Origin of the sequence: Paracoccus methylovorus (assembly GCF_016919705.1) — a bacterium.
GTDB classification, from domain to species: domain Bacteria; phylum Pseudomonadota; class Alphaproteobacteria; order Rhodobacterales; family Rhodobacteraceae; genus Paracoccus; species Paracoccus methylovorus.
On sequence record NZ_CP070368.1, the window covers coordinates 971,825 to 988,039 of the forward strand.

17 protein-coding genes are annotated in these 16,215 nt (G+C 62.2%); 11 read left to right on the forward strand and 6 right to left on the reverse strand.

The window, feature by feature from the left end; translation table 11 throughout:
• Positions 1–156: 156 nt before the first annotated feature.
• From JWJ88_RS22120 to JWJ88_RS04885, 5 genes are all read left to right on the forward strand, one after another.
• Positions 157–486, forward strand: coding sequence for an amidohydrolase family protein (locus JWJ88_RS22120; RefSeq protein WP_353143036.1), 330 nt, complete (start codon positions 157–159; stop codon positions 484–486).
• Positions 487–1,217: 731 nt separating this feature from the next.
• Positions 1,218–2,279, forward strand: a complete 1,062-nt coding sequence (locus tag JWJ88_RS04870) for a CaiB/BaiF CoA transferase family protein (protein ID WP_205294977.1) — start codon at positions 1,218–1,220, stop codon at positions 2,277–2,279.
• A gap of 136 nt (positions 2,280–2,415) precedes the next feature.
• Positions 2,416–2,892 (forward strand): 50S ribosomal protein L21, encoded by a 477-nt coding sequence (gene rplU, locus JWJ88_RS04875; protein WP_407673890.1) that lies wholly within the window; start codon positions 2,416–2,418, stop codon positions 2,890–2,892.
• Between the two features lie 19 nt (positions 2,893–2,911).
• A complete protein-coding gene (gene rpmA / locus JWJ88_RS04880) occupies positions 2,912–3,184 on the forward strand; it encodes a 50S ribosomal protein L27 (protein ID WP_205294978.1) in 273 nt (90 codons plus the stop codon).
• 110 nt (positions 3,185–3,294) lie between these two features.
• Positions 3,295–3,840, forward strand: coding sequence for a GNAT family N-acetyltransferase (locus JWJ88_RS04885; RefSeq protein ID WP_205294979.1), 546 nt, complete (start codon positions 3,295–3,297; stop codon positions 3,838–3,840).
• A 193-nt stretch (positions 3,841–4,033) separates the two neighbouring features.
• On the opposite strand, the gene JWJ88_RS04890 is transcribed toward JWJ88_RS04885, so the two are convergent.
• Entirely contained in the window at positions 4,034–4,546 is a 513-nt protein-coding gene (locus JWJ88_RS04890) for a hypothetical protein (protein WP_205294980.1), read from the reverse strand.
• Between the two features lie 129 nt (positions 4,547–4,675).
• On the opposite strand from JWJ88_RS04890, the gene JWJ88_RS04895 reads away from it, so the two are divergent.
• On the forward strand, positions 4,676–5,083 hold the full coding sequence (locus JWJ88_RS04895; protein WP_205294981.1) for a SufE family protein: 408 nt from the start codon (positions 4,676–4,678) through the stop codon (positions 5,081–5,083).
• A 15-nt stretch (positions 5,084–5,098) separates the two neighbouring features.
• Here the strand turns inward: JWJ88_RS04895 and mnmA are convergent, their stop codons facing one another.
• Positions 5,099–6,268, reverse strand: a complete 1,170-nt coding sequence (gene mnmA, locus JWJ88_RS04900; RefSeq protein WP_205294982.1) for a tRNA 2-thiouridine(34) synthase MnmA — start codon at positions 6,266–6,268, stop codon at positions 5,099–5,101.
• Between the two features lie 162 nt (positions 6,269–6,430).
• Between mnmA and sciP the strand changes: the two genes are divergently transcribed.
• The 4 genes from sciP (at position 6,431) to recG (ending at position 12,001) form a co-directional block, all read left to right on the forward strand.
• Positions 6,431–6,706, forward strand: a complete 276-nt coding sequence (sciP, locus tag JWJ88_RS04905; RefSeq protein WP_205294983.1) for a CtrA inhibitor SciP — start codon at positions 6,431–6,433, stop codon at positions 6,704–6,706.
• Between the two features lie 93 nt (positions 6,707–6,799).
• Positions 6,800–7,516 carry a response regulator transcription factor CtrA gene (ctrA, locus tag JWJ88_RS04910; protein WP_205294984.1) on the forward strand — a complete coding sequence of 239 codons (717 nt, stop codon included), beginning with the start codon at positions 6,800–6,802 and terminating at the stop codon, positions 7,514–7,516.
• A 112-nt stretch (positions 7,517–7,628) separates the two neighbouring features.
• The gene (gene ligA / locus JWJ88_RS04915; RefSeq protein WP_205294985.1) at positions 7,629–9,911 is read left to right on the forward strand and encodes an NAD-dependent DNA ligase LigA; all 2,283 of its coding nucleotides are present in this window, start codon (positions 7,629–7,631) and stop codon (positions 9,909–9,911) included.
• A complete protein-coding gene (gene recG, locus JWJ88_RS04920; RefSeq protein ID WP_205294986.1) occupies positions 9,887–12,001 on the forward strand; it encodes an ATP-dependent DNA helicase RecG in 2,115 nt (704 codons plus the stop codon). Before ligA ends, recG begins: the two co-directional genes overlap by 25 nt.
• A gap of 369 nt (positions 12,002–12,370) precedes the next feature.
• On the opposite strand, the gene JWJ88_RS04925 is transcribed toward recG, so the two are convergent.
• Positions 12,371–12,799 (reverse strand): iron-sulfur cluster assembly scaffold protein, encoded by a 429-nt coding sequence (locus tag JWJ88_RS04925; RefSeq protein ID WP_205294987.1) that lies wholly within the window; start codon positions 12,797–12,799, stop codon positions 12,371–12,373.
• A gap of 60 nt (positions 12,800–12,859) precedes the next feature.
• Here JWJ88_RS04925 and hisI point away from each other — a divergent pair, with 60 nt between their 5' ends.
• Positions 12,860–13,225, forward strand: a complete 366-nt coding sequence (gene hisI / locus JWJ88_RS04930; protein ID WP_205294988.1) for a phosphoribosyl-AMP cyclohydrolase — start codon at positions 12,860–12,862, stop codon at positions 13,223–13,225.
• On the opposite strand, the gene gluQRS is transcribed toward hisI, so the two are convergent.
• The 3 genes from gluQRS to JWJ88_RS04945 all read right to left on the reverse strand — a co-directional run bounded on the left by gluQRS (position 13,207) and on the right by JWJ88_RS04945 (position 16,128).
• A complete protein-coding gene (gluQRS, locus tag JWJ88_RS04935) occupies positions 13,207–14,070 on the reverse strand; it encodes a tRNA glutamyl-Q(34) synthetase GluQRS (protein WP_205294989.1) in 864 nt (287 codons plus the stop codon). The two genes, hisI and gluQRS, sit on opposite strands and share 19 nt — an antisense overlap.
• Positions 14,049–15,389, reverse strand: coding sequence for a methylenetetrahydrofolate--tRNA-(uracil(54)-C(5))-methyltransferase (FADH(2)-oxidizing) TrmFO (trmFO, locus tag JWJ88_RS04940; protein ID WP_205294990.1), 1,341 nt, complete (start codon positions 15,387–15,389; stop codon positions 14,049–14,051). Before trmFO ends, gluQRS begins: the two co-directional genes overlap by 22 nt.
• A gap of 115 nt (positions 15,390–15,504) precedes the next feature.
• On the reverse strand, positions 15,505–16,128 hold the full coding sequence (locus JWJ88_RS04945) for a 50S ribosomal protein L25/general stress protein Ctc (RefSeq protein ID WP_205294991.1): 624 nt from the start codon (positions 16,126–16,128) through the stop codon (positions 15,505–15,507).
• Positions 16,129–16,215 lie beyond the last annotated feature (87 nt).

Consider the following 16,215-nt stretch of genomic DNA (forward strand, 5'->3'; position numbering starts at 1 on the left):
GTTATAAAAACTTGATACGCCTCGGTCGATGCATCGCCGTTCTGGGCGTCACCCTGCACTCGGCCCATCTTGGCTTTCAGCTTGCTGAGCCGGGTCACTAGCGCCGATGTATCGGCCTTCTTTTCAAGATAGGTCATCTTGGCTTGCACAGTCGCAGTGTCCGGAGTTCCGATTGCTACCGTTTCGGACAATATCCAGGACCCCTTCGTTCCGACCGGCTCTGGCGATATGCTTGAAATGGCGCGCTGGACCCTGCTGGCCGGGCATTTGAAGGGGGACGAACTGGCAACTGCCTATGCCATGATAACCGATGTTCCCGCGAAGTTGATGAGACTGGGCGATTACACAATCCGCAAGGGTGTGCCGGCCAACCTCAATATCATGCGGCCGAGGACATCGATACGCTGGTCGCCGGTGGCCCATCCGGTGCCTGCGTCTTTACCCGTGGTAGGCTTGCTTCCGAGACCGTCTATCGTGATTAATTAGTCCATTCTAACTGCGTGGATGCCGGAGCCTTCCGGGGCATCTGCCTTGATCAGGTCATCTCCGGCACTCAAGCTGGACCTCGACGGGGTTCGGCACAAGTTCCAGCACGGCACCACTGCTGGCATCGACGCCAGCACCGATAATGCCTCCGACAAGCACATTGCCGGCCATCGCGGCACTGCCGCCTCCGGCAACGCGGTTAGTGCCCCGGGTTTGCTGCGGCTTACAACCGTTTTTTGCAACAAGAATATTTAGTTCCGATTTATGTGGGACCTTGAAAGTGCATGAATGCTAGTACAGGTTTACCTATCGCTCATTTTAACCTGGGCCCCTTGGGGCGTCGCATTTACAACATGGGTGTCGGTCGTACCGCGTGTAATAGTGGCACGACCTGCCACTGACAGGGCGGTAACCAAGGCCGAAAAACAAAGAATCATTCTATAACTTCACAAGAAATCGAGCCAACGCTCGTGGGGAGGGCATCTCCTCGCAAGACATGATATATCTAAAATGTCTGGAATATTTTTGACCAGATTTGGCACCTACCCATAGCGGTCGATTGGCGTCTTGAAACAGGATTACGCTTGCTTTTTACTTGGTCCGGCGACGCGCCACAGCACGACGGGGAATAATGCCAATTATCTTGCAAGTGATTGACCGCAAATGAGCCATTTACGATCCGGGTATCTGCCCTGCCATCCCTTTGCGGCGTGTTGCAGCAGGGGGCAGTCATGAGCGGCGCGCTCTCCAGCCTGCGCATCGTCGAAATCGCCGGTATCGGTCCGACCCCGTTCTCGGCCATGTGGTTTGCCGATCATGGCGCGCAGGTGATCCGCATCGCCCGCCCCGGATCGCCGCAGATATTTCCAATGAAACGCGATGTGCTCGACCGCGGCCGGAACTGGCTGGAGCTCGATCTGAAATCGCCCGAGGGACGCGACCTTGCACGCGACCTGATCGGTCGCGCCGACGCGGTGATCGAGGGCATGCGACCGGGGGTGATGGAGCGGCTTGGCCTTGGCCCCGCCGATTTCCTGGAAAACCCGAAACTGGTCTATGGCCGGATGACCGGTTGGGGACAAACTGGCCCGCTTGCGCATACGGCCGGACACGACCTGACCTATCTGGCGATCACCGGGGCGCTGCATGCCATCGGCCCTAGCGATCATCCGGTACCGCCGCTGAATCTGGTCGGCGACTTCGCCGCTGGCTCGATGTATCTGGTCTCGGGCATGCTGGCGGCGATTCTGCATGCACGCGAGACGGGCAGAGGTCAGGTCGTCGATGCCGCGATCACCGATGGGGTGGCGCATCTCATGGCGATGATCTCGGGGTTGCGGGTCAATGGCCTGTGGCGGGACGAACGCGGGGCGAACCTGCTGGATGGTGGTGCGCCCTATTACACCTGCTATCGCTGTGCCTGCGGCGGCTTTCTTGCCATCGGTGCCATTGAGCCGCAATTTTGGGCCGAATTGATCCAGCGGCTGGACCTTGATGCGACAGATCTACCGGACCGCGCCGATCCTGCGAACTGGCTGGCACTCCGCCAGATCCTGGCCACACGCATCGCGGCGCGCAGCCGCGACGACTGGGCGGCTGAGCTGGAGGGAACGGATGCCTGCGCCGCCCCGGTGCTGTCCATCGACGAGGCGCCGCAGCATCCGCATAACCGCGCGCGCGGCGTTTTTGCGGGCAGCGATCCGCGCCCATCACCGCTTTTGTCCCAGACGCCCGGCGGCCTGCGGCCGGCGCAGCAGATTTCGACTGCCGAGGCGCGTGATCTGTGGCGCTAGGCCGCCATTTCGGTTGACTTGGCGGGTCGAATCCGCGATATACCCGCGACCGGCCGGGCATATGTCCGTTGCCGGCGTGTTATTTTGAACCTCACCCACGAAATGGGTGCGCTGTCCGAAGGCGGGGCTTGACCCCATGAAGATCCGCAAAGCGGGGGCCAAAGGATGCGGCAGAGCAAGGAAAGACGGAATGTTCGCAGTTCTCAAGACGGGCGGCAAGCAATACCGGGTTCAGGCCGGTGATGTGCTGCGTGTCGAAAAACTGAACGCCGAAGCCGGCGACAAGGTCCAGTTCAACGAAGTGCTGATGATCGGCGCCACTGTCGGTGCACCGCTGGTCGCTGGTGCCGCCGTGCAGGCCGAAGTCATCGACAATATCAAGGCCGACAAGGTCATCACCTATGTCAAGCGTCGCCGTAAGCATTCCTCGCAGCGCACCCGCGGTCACCGCCAGCAGCTGACGCTGGTCCGCATTACGGACCTGCTGGAAAAAGGCGCCGACAAGACCGACGTGAAACCGGCCGTGGGCGCCCGTACCAAGATCGAGCCGACCACGAAACCGGCAAAAACCAAAAAGTCGGAAGCCGTCGCTGCGGCCGAAGACGCCAACTGAGGCAGAAGGAGACTGAGCCATGGCACATAAGAAAGCAGGCGGTTCGTCCCGCAACGGCCGTGATTCGGCTGGTCGTCGTCTCGGCGTGAAACTCTATGGCGGCCAGTTGGCCGTCGCCGGCAATATCATCGTGCGTCAGCGCGGCACCACCTGGTGGCCGGGCGAGAACGTCGGCATGGGCCGCGACCATACGCTGTTCGCGCTGACCGAAGGCCATGTGACCTTCAAGAAGGGCCTCAAGGGCCGCACCTATATTTCCGTGCTTCCTGCCAATCTGGAGGCCGCCGAGTAAGCCGATTTCAACACCCGGGTGTTAAAAAAGGGGATCGGCCAAAGCCGGTCCCCTTCGCGTTTTCGGGATCGGCACCCATATGATTGCGAGTGATTGGGGAGAAGAGTGATATGAACGAATTGATTTCCTCGCATGCGCGGCAGATCGAGATCGTGACCGAGCGTTTTGTTCTGCGTCCACTTAGGGCGTCGGATGCCGGGCTCATCGCGCATTACACCGCCGATCGACGCGTGGCCGAGGGAACCCGTTCTATTCCGCACCCTTTGCCGCCCGGCGCATCCGAAGCCTATGTTCGTCGTGCCATGTCGGATGATCGGGACGAAGATGTCTGGGCGATTGATGGCTCTGCCAACAAACTGGCCGAGGTTCTGGGCGTCGTTTCGCTGACGCGGATCGATCAGGAACAGTCGGAGCTCGGCTTCTGGATCGGCGCAGGATTCTGGAACACCGGCTTTGCAACCGAGGCTGTCTCGGCGCTGGTTGAGGCCAATCCGCACAGCTCGCGCACATTGTTTGCCGAAGCGTTTCAGGACAATCCGGGCTCGGCGCGTGTGCTGACCAATTGCGGGTTTGAATATCTGGGCGATGCGGAAAGTTGGTCTCTGGCACGCAATGCGCGTGTGCCGACCTGGACTTACCTGCGCAAGATGACCTGACCGGTCATAGCCGGGCAACTAACGACAAACTGATGAAGCAGTGCTGTCAGGGTATTTATGCAACGAAGAAGACGGCCGGGTGCGCCTGAAATTCTTCGTTGTGTAAATACCCATATTGCAACGGTGCAGCCGATAATGTCTCCGGCCGGATTGCACGCTACCGAAGTCTAAAACCCAGTCGGATATCCTTGCGTCAGCGGCGCAGGGTAATGATGTTTGTTGCGCTGGTGATCACAACCTCGCGCAGCTCTGTCACGGCGGCGTTCGGAATGGTCAGCGCGACTGTCACCATGTCACTGGCCGGGCTTGGCGGATTGGCGGCGGCAAAGGTGTCGGGCAGCGGCGGCTTGCCGACCAGCCGCAACCGCAGCACGCCGTTTTCGTCGGGGCGAATACGGCCTTTGGGCATGGGCACTTCGGTCACCAGTGCGACATCCCACCAGCCTTTGCTTCCGGCAAGTCCGGTCACGACCAACATCCGGCCCTCGTAAAGCGGTTCCCATTTCGCGCTTGTGACCTGAGCCAGCGCGAAACGGCCGTCCTGAGCCACGATCGGATAGCCGCCTTTGGGCTCCAGCGTTTGTTGCTGCGCCGCGTGGCTGCCGCCGAACCACCGAAACGGGTTCAGGCTGCTGTCTCCCATACGGCCGCAGCCGGCCAGTACGAGCATCGCACAGGCAAGAGTGCCCAAGGTTCCTGACCGCATGAAGGCTGCCCCCGTTTTTCCAAGTCTTGCGCGCAGTGATAAGACAAGTTGGGCGGGCGCGAAAGCCTCTTTGACCTTGGCAGCCTGTCGCGCTATGCCAAGACCGCCTGCCGAAAAAGGATGCCTCCGATGGCCACGCCTGCCTTTGAAGAAATCGCCGAGACCTTTGATTTCCTGGAGGACTGGGAAGAGCGTTATCGCCATGTCATTGAACTGGGCAAGGCCATGCCGCCCATGGACGCATCTTTGCAGGTGCCCGCCACCAAGGTTGAAGGTTGCGCCAGCCAAGTCTGGATCATGCCCCGGATCGAGGAGGGGCGCTTTGATTTTCAGGGCGACAGCGATGCACTGATCGTGCGCGGACTTATCGCCATCGTGCATGCGCTTTATTCCGGCGTGTCGGTGCGGGAGGTGGCGGCAATCAATGCCGCTTCCGAACTTGGCCGGCTGGGGCTGGAAGAGCATCTTTCGGCGCAACGCTCGAATGGCCTTCGTGCGATGGTCGAACGCATCCGCTTGCTGGCTGCGGCGGCCTGAGCGAATCCGGCAGGATCAGCTGCCGCGCCGATGCGAGATCCAGCCGCCGCCCAGCACGCGGGTGCCCTCGGTGGCATAGAAGACGCAGGCCTGGCCCGGGCTGACCCCTTCTTCGGGGGCCAGCAGTTCCACCTCGGCCCGACGTTGGCCAGTGACTCGCAGGATGGCGGGACTCGGCGGCCGGGTTGAGCGAATGCGGGCGGTAATCGGGATCTCACCGGCAAAGGGTTCGTCGCCCAGCCAGTTCACCTCGGTCACGGGTACGATCTTGGTGGCGAGTGCCTGTTTGGGGCCGACGACGACACGCTGGGACCCGGGCTCCAGCCGCACGACATAAAGCGGATCACCCAAGCCGCCGATGCCCAGGCCGCGTCGCTGCCCGATGGTGTAATGGATTACGCCACGATGCGCGCCCAGCACATTGCCATCCATGTCCACGATCTCGCCCGGGTCGGCAGCACCGGGGCGCAGCTTTTCGATCACGCTGGCATAATTGCCGTCCGGGACAAAGCAGATGTCCTGACTGTCGGGCTTGTCGGCGACCGAAAGCCCGTATTGGGCCGCCAGCGCACGGGTCTCGGCCTTGCTGGCCAATCCGCCCAAAGGAAAACGCAGGAAATCAAGCTGTTCTTGCGTGGTCGAGAACAGAAAATAGCTTTGGTCGCGGTGAGGATCGGCGGCCATATGCAGTTCAGCACCTTTGGGACCGTCGAAGCGGCGGATGTAATGCCCCGTCGCCATGCAATCGGCATCCAGCTCGCGCGCCGTTTCCAGAAGATCGCGGAATTTCACCCGCTCGTTGCAGCGGATACAGGGAACCGGGGTAGCGCCTGCCAGATAGGCGTCGGCAAATTCCTCGATCACGGATTCGCGGAACTTGTTTTCGTAATCCAGAACGTAATGCGGAAAGCCCACGCGCTCGGCCACGCGGCGGGCGTCGTGAATATCCTGCCCTGCGCAGCAGGCGCCCTTTTTTGCCAGTGCTGCCCCGTGGTCGTAGAGTTGCAGCGTTACGCCGATGACGTCATACCCTTGGTCGGCCAGCATCGCGGCCACCACCGAACTGTCCACGCCGCCCGACATGGCAACGACCACGCGCGTCTGCGCCGGGGGCTTGGGAAAGCCCAGCGAATTCACGGTCGACGCTGGCGCGGCAGGGCGCTGAAGGGTGCTTGGCGCTGTCATGGATCGTCCTTTCGCAGGCACGCGTTTTCCGCCCCGCAGTTCCTGACATTTATAGGTAATAATCCGCAATTCTCAAGAGCAGGAGGCCGGAAACCCTGCGCGACTTCACCTCGACTTAAGGAGTTTGTCACATGATCGGGTCAGGAGAGCAGGGGCTTGAAGATGTTTTTGAAGAAAACCCCGGGGCTGCGCACCGTCATGTTACCCGACGGCAGCGTCCTGACCCTGGCCGATCTACCGGAACCGCAGGTCCGCTGGGTCGCCAGCCGCAAGGCGACGGTGGTCGATGCCGTGCATTACGGTCTGCTGACCCGGGACGAGGCGATTCGACGCTATGGGCTGACCGAGGAAGAGTTTGACGCCTGGAGCAGTGCTTTTCGGCGGCATGGGCGCGATGCATTGAAAGTCACGCAGTTGCAAAGATTTCGGCAACCATGAATTTAGACAAATTTGATAAATATGCTAGTAACGCGATATTAACCTTTTGCAGGCAGGTGTAGCTGCTAAACCGGCTAACAAGAGGGAAGTATAATGAGAATTCTTTTGGTCGAGGATGACGGGACCACGGCACGCAGCATCGAGCTGATGCTGACGAATGCGAGTTATAATGTTTATCGCACCGACATGGGTGAGGAGGGCATCGATCTTGCCAAGCTTTACGACTACGATCTTATCCTGCTGGATCTGGACCTGCCGGACATGCACGGCATGGAGGTGCTGCGCCAGATCCGCATGTCCCGCATCGATACGCCGATACTGATCCTGACCGGTTCGGACGATACCGAAAGCAAGCTGCGCGGCTTTGGATTCGGCGCTGACGATTACATGACCAAGCCCTTCAACCGCGATGAGCTGATCGCCCGGATCCAGGCCATCATCCGGCGGTCCAAGGGGCACAGCCAGTCGGTGATCCGCACCGGTGAGATGATGGTGAATCTTGATGCGCGCTCGGTCGAGGTGGGTGGTCGCCCGGTCAACCTGACCGGTAAGGAATATCAGATCCTGGAACTGCTCAGCCTGCGCAAGGGCACGACGCTGACCAAGGAAATGTTCTTGAATCACCTTTATGGCGGCATGGACGAGCCTGAACTGAAAATCATTGACGTCTTCGTCTGCAAGCTGCGTAAAAAGCTGGCCGCCGTGATGAAAGGGGAAAGCTGTATCGAGACGGTCTGGGGCAGGGGCTATGTTCTGCGCGATCCGGCACCCGAGACCCAGAATGCCGAACGTATGGCTATGCGCGCCTAATCTGTCCCAGACTCTGGCGGTGTGGTCGAGTGCTGGACAACCCGGCCCCGGCCCCGGTATCACCTTTCCCCGGATGACGGCCCATAATGGGGCCAGAAAGGCAGAGGGCAGGATGGCCGGACAAGACGAGGATCAGGCTGTTCCGGCAGAGAATGCGGCCCTGCCGTCTGTTTCCAATCTCGACGTCGAGGCGGTCGCCGCCGAACATGCCCTGCTGAGTGACAAGGTGGCGCAGGCAAACCTGGCCTATTATCAACAGGACGCGCCCTTTATCAGTGATGCGGAATACGACGCTTGCAAGCAGCGGCTGGAAGAGATCGAAGGGCGGTTTCCCGAACTGGCCCACTCCGGCAGCCCCACGGCGCAAGTCGGTGCTGCGCCAGACCAGCGTTTTGCCAAGATTGCGCATCGCCTGCCGATGCTGTCCCTGGAGAACGGATTCTCTCAAGGCGACGTCGAATCCTTTGTGCAAAGGGTACGCTCTTTCCTGAACCTGCCTGCCGGGGTCGCGCTGGAGTTTACGGCCGAACCCAAGATCGACGGCTTGTCGTTGTCGCTGCGCTACGAGGGCGGGCAACTGGTCCAAGCTGCAACCCGGGGTGACGGCGCGGTGGGCGAAAACGTGACCGCCAATGCCCGCACCATTGCCGATATTCCCCAGAAACTTGCCGGGACAGGCTATCCCGATGTGCTGGAAATCCGCGGCGAATGCTACATGTCGCATGAGGATTTTGAAAAGCTGAACCAGTCCGATACCGGGCGCGTCTTCGCCAATCCGCGCAATGCCGCTGCGGGCTCCTTGCGCCAGCTCGACCCCGGCGTGACGGCGGCGCGTCCGCTGCGCTTCTTCGCCTATGCTTGGGGAGAGGTCAGCGCGCCCTTTGCCGGCACTCAGATAGAGGCGGTAAGGCGCATGCGTGATTTCGGCTTCCAGATCAACGCCCTGACGCGGACCTGCGGTTCGGTGCCAGAGATGCTGGATGCCTGGGCCGAAATCGAGCAGATGCGGGCAACGCTGGGTTACGACATCGACGGCGTGGTCTACAAGGTCGACGATCTGACCTATCAGGCGCGGCTGGGCATGCGTTCCACAACGCCGCGATGGGCTCTTGCCCACAAATTTCCGGCCGAACGCGCCTGGACCCGGCTTGAGGCGATCGACATCCAGGTCGGTCGCACAGGTGCGCTCAGCCCGGTCGCCCGGCTGCATCCGGTGACGGTGGGCGGCGTGGTCGTCTCGAACGCAACCCTGCACAATGAGGATTATATCGCCGGTCAGGGCGCGGACGGCAGCGAGATCCGCGGCGGCAAGGATATCCGCATCGGCGATTGGGTCGAGGTTTATCGCGCCGGTGACGTGATCCCCAAGGTTGCCGACATCGACCTGAGCAAGCGCCCGCCCGAGGCGGTGCCCTACGCTTTTCCGACCATATGTCCCGAGTGCGGTTCGCCGGCAATCCGCGAGGAAGGCGATTCGGTACGGCGCTGCACCGGCGGGCTGATCTGTCCCGCCCAGGCAGTCGAGAAGCTGCGCCATTTCGTCTCGCGCGCCGCTTTTGATATCGAGGGACTGGGGGCCAAGCTGGTCGAAGAACTGTTCCGCGATGGCTGGATCGCCGAGCCCGCCGATATCTTTACCTTGCAGGATCGCTACGGTCACGGCCAGCTTACCCAATTGAAGAACCGCGAAGGCTGGGGCGAAAAAAGTGCCACCAGCCTGTTTGAGGCCATCGAAAAGCGGCGTGAAATCCCCTTGGCGCGCCTGCTTTTCGCGCTTGGTATCCGCCATGTCGGCGAGGTCGCGGCGCAGGATCTTGCCCGTCATTACAGAGAGTGGGATGCGCTGGTCAGGGCGCTTGACACGGCCCGCCCTGCCGCGCTGGCCCATCGCATTGCCGACGATGCCGCGCAGGGCGAACGTGACGCAGCACGGGCCGAAGGCCGCCGCGCCCGTCCTTCCGAGGCTCGCGCAGCCGCGTTGTCGCAGGTCGACCTGTCCGCCGCGGCGATAAACGCCTGGGCCGGACTGATTGCCGCCGACGGAATCGGTCCGGGGCTGGCTATGTCTCTTTCGGACGCCTTTGCCAATCAACGCGAGCGGGCGGCGATCGAGCGGCTGGTGGCCCACCTGACCATCCTGCCGCCAGAAGCGCGCGCCACCAACAGCGCCATCACCGGCAAGACACTGGTCTTTACCGGCACGCTGGAAAAGATGACGCGGGCCGAGGCAAAGGCCCGGGCCGAGGCGATGGGTGCACATGTCGCGGGCTCGGTTTCGGCCAAGACGGATCTGCTGATCGCCGGTCCGGGCGCCGGCTCGAAGGCGAAAAAGGCCGCCGAACTTGGCATCAAGGTGATTGATGAGGATGAATGGCTGACGATCGCGCAGCGGTGACACCGGGGCGGCCGCCCGCACTGTTCCCCTTGTTTGCGGGGGTCGAAACCCTGCAGGGCGTCGGCCCACGCGCGGCCGAGGCCTTTGCCCAGATGGGTATCAAGCGCCTGCGCGACCTGATCCTGACCCTGCCGCATTCCGGCATACGCCGCCGCCGCATCGCCCACCTGGCCGAGGCCCGCCCGCCCGAGATCGTCACCCTGGCCATCACCGTCCAGCGCCATAGCCCGCCCACCGCCAAGGGAAGGCCGTGGAGGGTGCATTGCACGGATGGCAGCGCCGACTTGCAACTTGTGTTCTTTCACCCGCGCAAGGATTGGATCGAAGGTCAGCTTCCTCCGGGGACGCGGCGGCTGATCTCGGGCAAGATCGAGTTCTTCGACGGCATGGCGCAGATGGTGCATCCCGATCATATTGGTCCCGAGGATTCGGCCGCACCGCCCGGTTTCGAGCCGGTCTATCCGCTCTCGGGGCGATTGACGCAGGGCGTGGTGCAAAAGGCCGTGCAGGCGGCGATGGCGCGTTTGCCGCAGGCCGACGAGTGGATTGATCCCGCGCTTGTCGCGCGCGAAGGCTGGCCGGATTGGCGGGCGGCACTGGCGCGCGCCCATGCGCCCGAGGGGCCGGCGGGCCTGTCGCCAACCGATCCGGCCCGCGCACGGCTGGCTTATGATGAACTTTTCGCACATCAGATGACGCTGGCCCTGCTGCGGCGTGATCGGCGGCGGCAGGCGGGATTGGTCACACAAGGCGATGGCGGCTTGCGGCAACAGGTCTTGGATGGGCTACCTTGGCCGCCCACCGGGGCACAGCGCCGCGCGGTTGAAGAAATCGCGGCGGATATGGCTGCGCCGCGGCGGATGAACCGATTGCTGCAAGGCGATGTCGGCGCTGGTAAGACGCTGGTGGCGTTTCTCGCGTTGCTGGTGGCGGTCGAGGCGGGCGGGCAGGGCGTGCTGATGGCCCCGACCGAGATTCTGGCCCGCCAGCACTTCCGTGCGCTCGAGCCGCTGGCCCGGCTTGCGGGCATCCGGCCGGAGGTGTTGACCGGACGCGACAAAGGTGATGCGCGGGTCAATATCCTGACCGACCTGGCCGAGGGCAGGATCGACATTCTGGTCGGCACCCATGCGGTGATTCAGAAATCGGTCGCATTTCATGACCTGCGGCTGGCGATCATAGACGAACAGCACCGTTTCGGGGTCAACCAGCGTATGGAACTGGGCGCCAAGGGCGGCGATCTGCCGCCAGATATGCTGGTGATGACGGCGACGCCGATCCCGCGTTCTTTGGCGCTGGCGCAATTCGGCGACATGGATCTGTCGGTGCTGGACGAAAAGCCGGCCGGCCGCCAGCCGATCCGCACCACGGTGATATCGGATACGCGCATGGCAGAGGTGGTAGAGCATCTGGCCCGCGCGCTGGATGGCGGTGCCCGTGCCTATTGGGTTTGTCCGCTGGTCGAGGAAAGCGAATCAGTCGATCTGACCGCCGCCGAGGCGCGCTTTCAGGAGCTTCGCGCCCGTTTCGGGGAGCAGGTGCGGCTGGTCCATGGCCAGATGCCTGCCGATGAACGCGACGCCGCCATGGCGGATTTTGTCTCGGGGCGGGCGCAAATGTTGGTTGCGACAACGGTGATCGAGGTCGGAGTGGACGTGCCAGAGGCAACGATCATGGTCATCGAACGTGCCGAGAGCTTTGGATTGGCGCAGTTGCACCAGTTGCGGGGCCGGGTCGGGCGGGGCTCGGGCGCGTCAAGCTGCTTGCTGATGTATCACGAGCCGCTGTCGGAAACCGGCCGGCGGCGCCTGTCGATCCTGCGCGAGACCGAGGACGGTTTCCGCATCGCCGAGGAGGATCTGGCGATTCGCGGCGCGGGCGACGTTATCGGCACGGCACAATCCGGTCTGCCGCAGTTCCGCATCGCTGACCTTGAGCGGCAGGCGGGGTTGATGGCGATGGCGCGCAAGGATGCGCAAAGCTTTCTGGAACGCGATCCGGCGATGGAAAGCGAACGCGGCCGCGCCGTACGGCTGCTTTTGTGGCTGATGGAGCAGGACCGTGCCATCCGGTTGATCACTGCCGGATAGATGTTCGCAAGATGTTCCCAATAAGTTCTTTACATCCGCCGTTGTTTATGAGAACAAATCATAAACAAACTGTGGAGAGATTATATGACCCGTGAATCCCTCTCTGACCTGCTGGGCACCGTCGCGATTTCGGTGACTGCCATCATCCTGTTTTCCTTGCCATCCATTCTGGCAGCCTGACCCCTCACTGCCCCGCGCATTCGGCGGCCCTTGCCTGGGGGTGCGTCGCGACCTTCCCCGGGCGATCATGCGCGCAACTGCCGGCCCTTAAGGCCGGCTTTTCTTTATCGTGCTAGCTGTAGTCCTTGGCGGGAGGCAAAGATCGCCTCCGGCGGGGGTATTTTGGCAACGAAGAAGCGGGGAGGCAGATCAGGCGTCTATGGCGCCGAGCAAAGCCTCCCATGCCAGCATGATCGAGGCGTGACGATTGGGGAATTCGCGGGCCGGCAGCAAAGCCTCGAGTTCCTCAAAGGGTGCTGTGGGGGCAGGGCCGTTTGCTTTCAGCATGGCCTGCAATTCGTCGCGGGCATGGGCGATCTCGTCCCGCGTGCGGCCAAGCGCGGTCCGGCCCAGGACGCCGGCCGACGCCTGGCCCAGGGCGCAGGCCCGCACCTCTTGCGAGAAATCGGCAATACGGCCGTCCTGCATGACTACATGCGCTGTAACCGAGGACCCGCATTGCGGTGACCGGCGATGCGCGCTGCCGGTGGCAGTGTCCAGCTTGCCAAGGTGCGGGATGTCAGAGGCCAGCGCCAGGATGCGCCGCGAGTAAAGCTGCATCAGGTCGCTGTCGGACATGGTCTTTCCCCTTGCTGCCGTCGGGTCTAGATAGGTGCGGTGCAGTTGAAAGGAAAGCCGATGTTCGATCCAGCCGGCCTGAAATATGACGCAAATGGCCTGATTCCCGCCATCGCGCAGGATCATCAGAGCGGCGAGGTGCTGATGATGGCTTGGATGAACGAGGAATCGCTGCGCCGCACTTTGGCCCGGGGCCATGTCACCTATTGGTCGCGCTCGCGTCAGGATTTCTGGGCCAAGGGTGAGAGCTCGGGAAACGTGCAGAAGCTTGTGGAACTGCGGGTGGATTGCGACCGCGATTGTCTGCTGCTGCTGGTCGACCAGACAGGCCCGGCATGTCACACCAATCGGCGCAGTTGTTTTTACACCGCTGTTCGCGAGGGGCAGGAGGTGATCATCATGGCGCCTCAGAACCCCAGCATGTGACGAATTTCGCAGGCGCTGACGCCTTCGTCACGAAAGAGCTTCAGGGCCCGGGCGTCGTCGCGCTTGGCAAGTCGTTTGCCGTGTTGGTCCCGGATTAGCCGGTGGTGATGATAGCGCGGTGTCGGAGTTTCAAGCAGTTTCTGAAGAATAATATGTATCCATGTGGAATCTATAAGATCTTTTCCGCGTGTAACCAATGTGATGCCCTGCGCGGCATCATCCACCACCACTGACAGATGATAGCTCGTGCCCATGCCGCGGCGTGCCAGCACGACGTCGCCCACCCCCGCGATGAAATCCTGCGCCGCCAGCCGGTGCGGAAGGCCGGGGGCAATATTTTCATCCTCGAATGCAATCTCATGCAGTTCCAGATAATCCAGAGCACGGGCGGCATTCAGGCGAATTGCGTCCTCGGGACCCGCGTCGGTCATGCTGCGGTGACGGCAGGTGCCCGGATAGACCGGCCCATCAGGGCCGATGACTGGTGTTGCCCCCTCTTGCGGGGCTGAGAGCGCGGCGCGGATATCGGCACGACGGCATTGGCAGGGATAGATCAGGCCAAGGGCTGCCAGTCGGTCCAGAGCCGCCTGATAGGCCGAGAGGCGTTCGGATTGGCGCATGACCGGTTGCGGCCAGTCGAGGCCCAGCCAATGCAGATCTTCGCCGATCAGGGCCTCGTATTCCGGGCGAGAGCGGGTTTGGTCGATATCCTCGATCCGCAGCAGGAACTGACCCGGATCGGCCAGCTTTGCGGCAGTCAGGGCCGCGAAGGCATGGCCCAGATGCAGCGGACCGGTGGGAGAAGGGGCAAACCGCGTTCGGTTCAACTTTGTTCCACAAGCCATTGTTGAAAATCATTCTTTGCCCGGTCTGTATAGGCCGGGTAACGGTCCTTGCGCCCCTTGCGGCCACCGCGCATTTCGTCCAGTGGCGGGTAGAGGCCGAAATTCACGTTCATCGGTTGGAAAGTTTTGGCGTCCGCACCGCCGGTGATGTGGTTGACCAGCGCCCCCATCGAGGTGGTGGCGGGTGGCGGCGGCAGGTCGCGCCCCAACGCCTCGGCAGCGGCCATGCGCCCGGCAAGCAGGCCCATGGCGGCACTTTCGACATAGCCCTCGACCCCCGTGACCTGACCGGCAAAGCGCAGGTTCGGTCGAACGCGTAGCCGCAGCCGGTCGTCGATCAGGCGGGGCGCGTTCAGAAAGGTATTGCGGTGAATGCCGCCAAGCCGTGCAAAGCTGGCGCTCTGCAGACCGGGAATTCGCCGGAAAACATCGGTTTGAGATCCATACTTCATCTTGGTTTGGAAGCCGACGATATTGTAAAGCGTCCCAAGTGCATTGTCCCGGCGCAATTGCACGACCGCATAGGGCTTTTCAGTCGGGTTGTGGGTATTGGTCAGGCCAACGGGTTTCATCGGCCCGTGGCGCAGGGTGTCGCGGCCGCGTTCGGCCATGACCTCTATCGGCAGGCAGCCGTCGAAATAGCCGGCCGTCTCTCCCTCGTGGAACTCGGTCTTGTCGGCGGCGAGCAGGGCGTCGATGAAGCCTTCGTAATCGTCGCGCGTCATCGGGCAGTTGATATAGGCGGTGCGCTCTTCCTCGGTATCGCCCTTGTCATAACGGCTTTGGCGCCAGCAGATCTGCATGTCGATGCTGTCGGCGTGGACGATGGGCGCGATGGCGTCGAAGAAGGCCAGCGAGCCCTCACCCGTCAGATCGCGGATGGACTGGCCCAGGGCTTGTGAGGTCAGCGGGCCGGTGGCGACGATCCAGCTTCCCTCGCCCGGAAGTTCGCAAATCTCGCCTTGAGCAAAGCTGACCAGCGGCTCATCCCGCAGGGCCTGGGTGACGGCTTGCGAGAAGACGTCGCGGTCCACGGCCAGCGCGCCGCCGGCAGGCAGGCGGTGGCGATCGGCCATCGTCATGATCAGCCCGCCTGCCTGACGCATTTCCCAATGCAACTGCCCGACGGCGTTCATGCGGTCGTCGTCCGAGCGGAAGCTGTTCGAGCAGACCATCTCGGCGCAATCGCCGGTGCGATGGGCGAAGGTTGCAACCGTGGGGCGCATCTCGTGCAGCACAACGGGCACGCCCGCGCGAGCGATCTGCCAAGCGGCTTCAGAGCCGGCAAGGCCCGCGCCAATGATATGGATCGGTTCCATGCTTACTTCCTTCGCGTCAGGCGCGTTGTCCTAGCAATCGCCGGACGTGACGGCAAGAGAAAGGGCGGCGCCCACAAGGGGTGCCGCCCGATCTTGCTCCGCCTCTGGCCCGAAATCAGGCTTCGGCAGTTTCTTCTTCGGCGCTTTCTTCGTTATCCGACGAGCGCAGGCCCGAAGGCGCAGCGATGTTGGCAATGACGAAGTTGCGGTCGATGGTCGGCTTCACGCCTTTCGGCAGCACGATATCGTTGATGTGAACGGTATCGCCGATTTGCTTGCCGGTCAGGTCGACGGTGATCTGCTCGGGGATGTCCGATGCGGTGACCATCAGTTCAACCTCGGGGCGCACCACGACCAGCGTGCCGCCGCGCTTGAGACCGGGGGACGCCTCGTGATTCTCGAAGTTCACGTGGATGAACAGGTTCACCCGCGTGTTGCGGTGCAGGCGCATGAAGTCGATATGCGTCGGCAGGTCCTTGACCACGTCGCGCTGGACGCCGCGGCAGACGACGCGCACGTCATCCTGGCCCTCGACCTTCAGGTTCCACAGGGTGGACATAAAGCGGCCTGCGCGCAGTTTGGTCAGAAGCGAGTTGAACTCGATTTGGATGGGCTGCGGCTCTTTGCCGTCGCCATAAACGATGCCGGGCACCTTGCCTTCGCGGCGAGATTGGCGGGCGGCCCCCTTGCCTGTCCCCGCGCGTGCCTCGGCCACCAGATCCGGGATCTCTTTGGCCATGGTTGGTTTCCTTCGTGTTACTAATGGCGGCCATCCTCCAAGGGTGCATGGCCGAAGCCGGGCCTATAGCGCGGCGTCAGATGGATG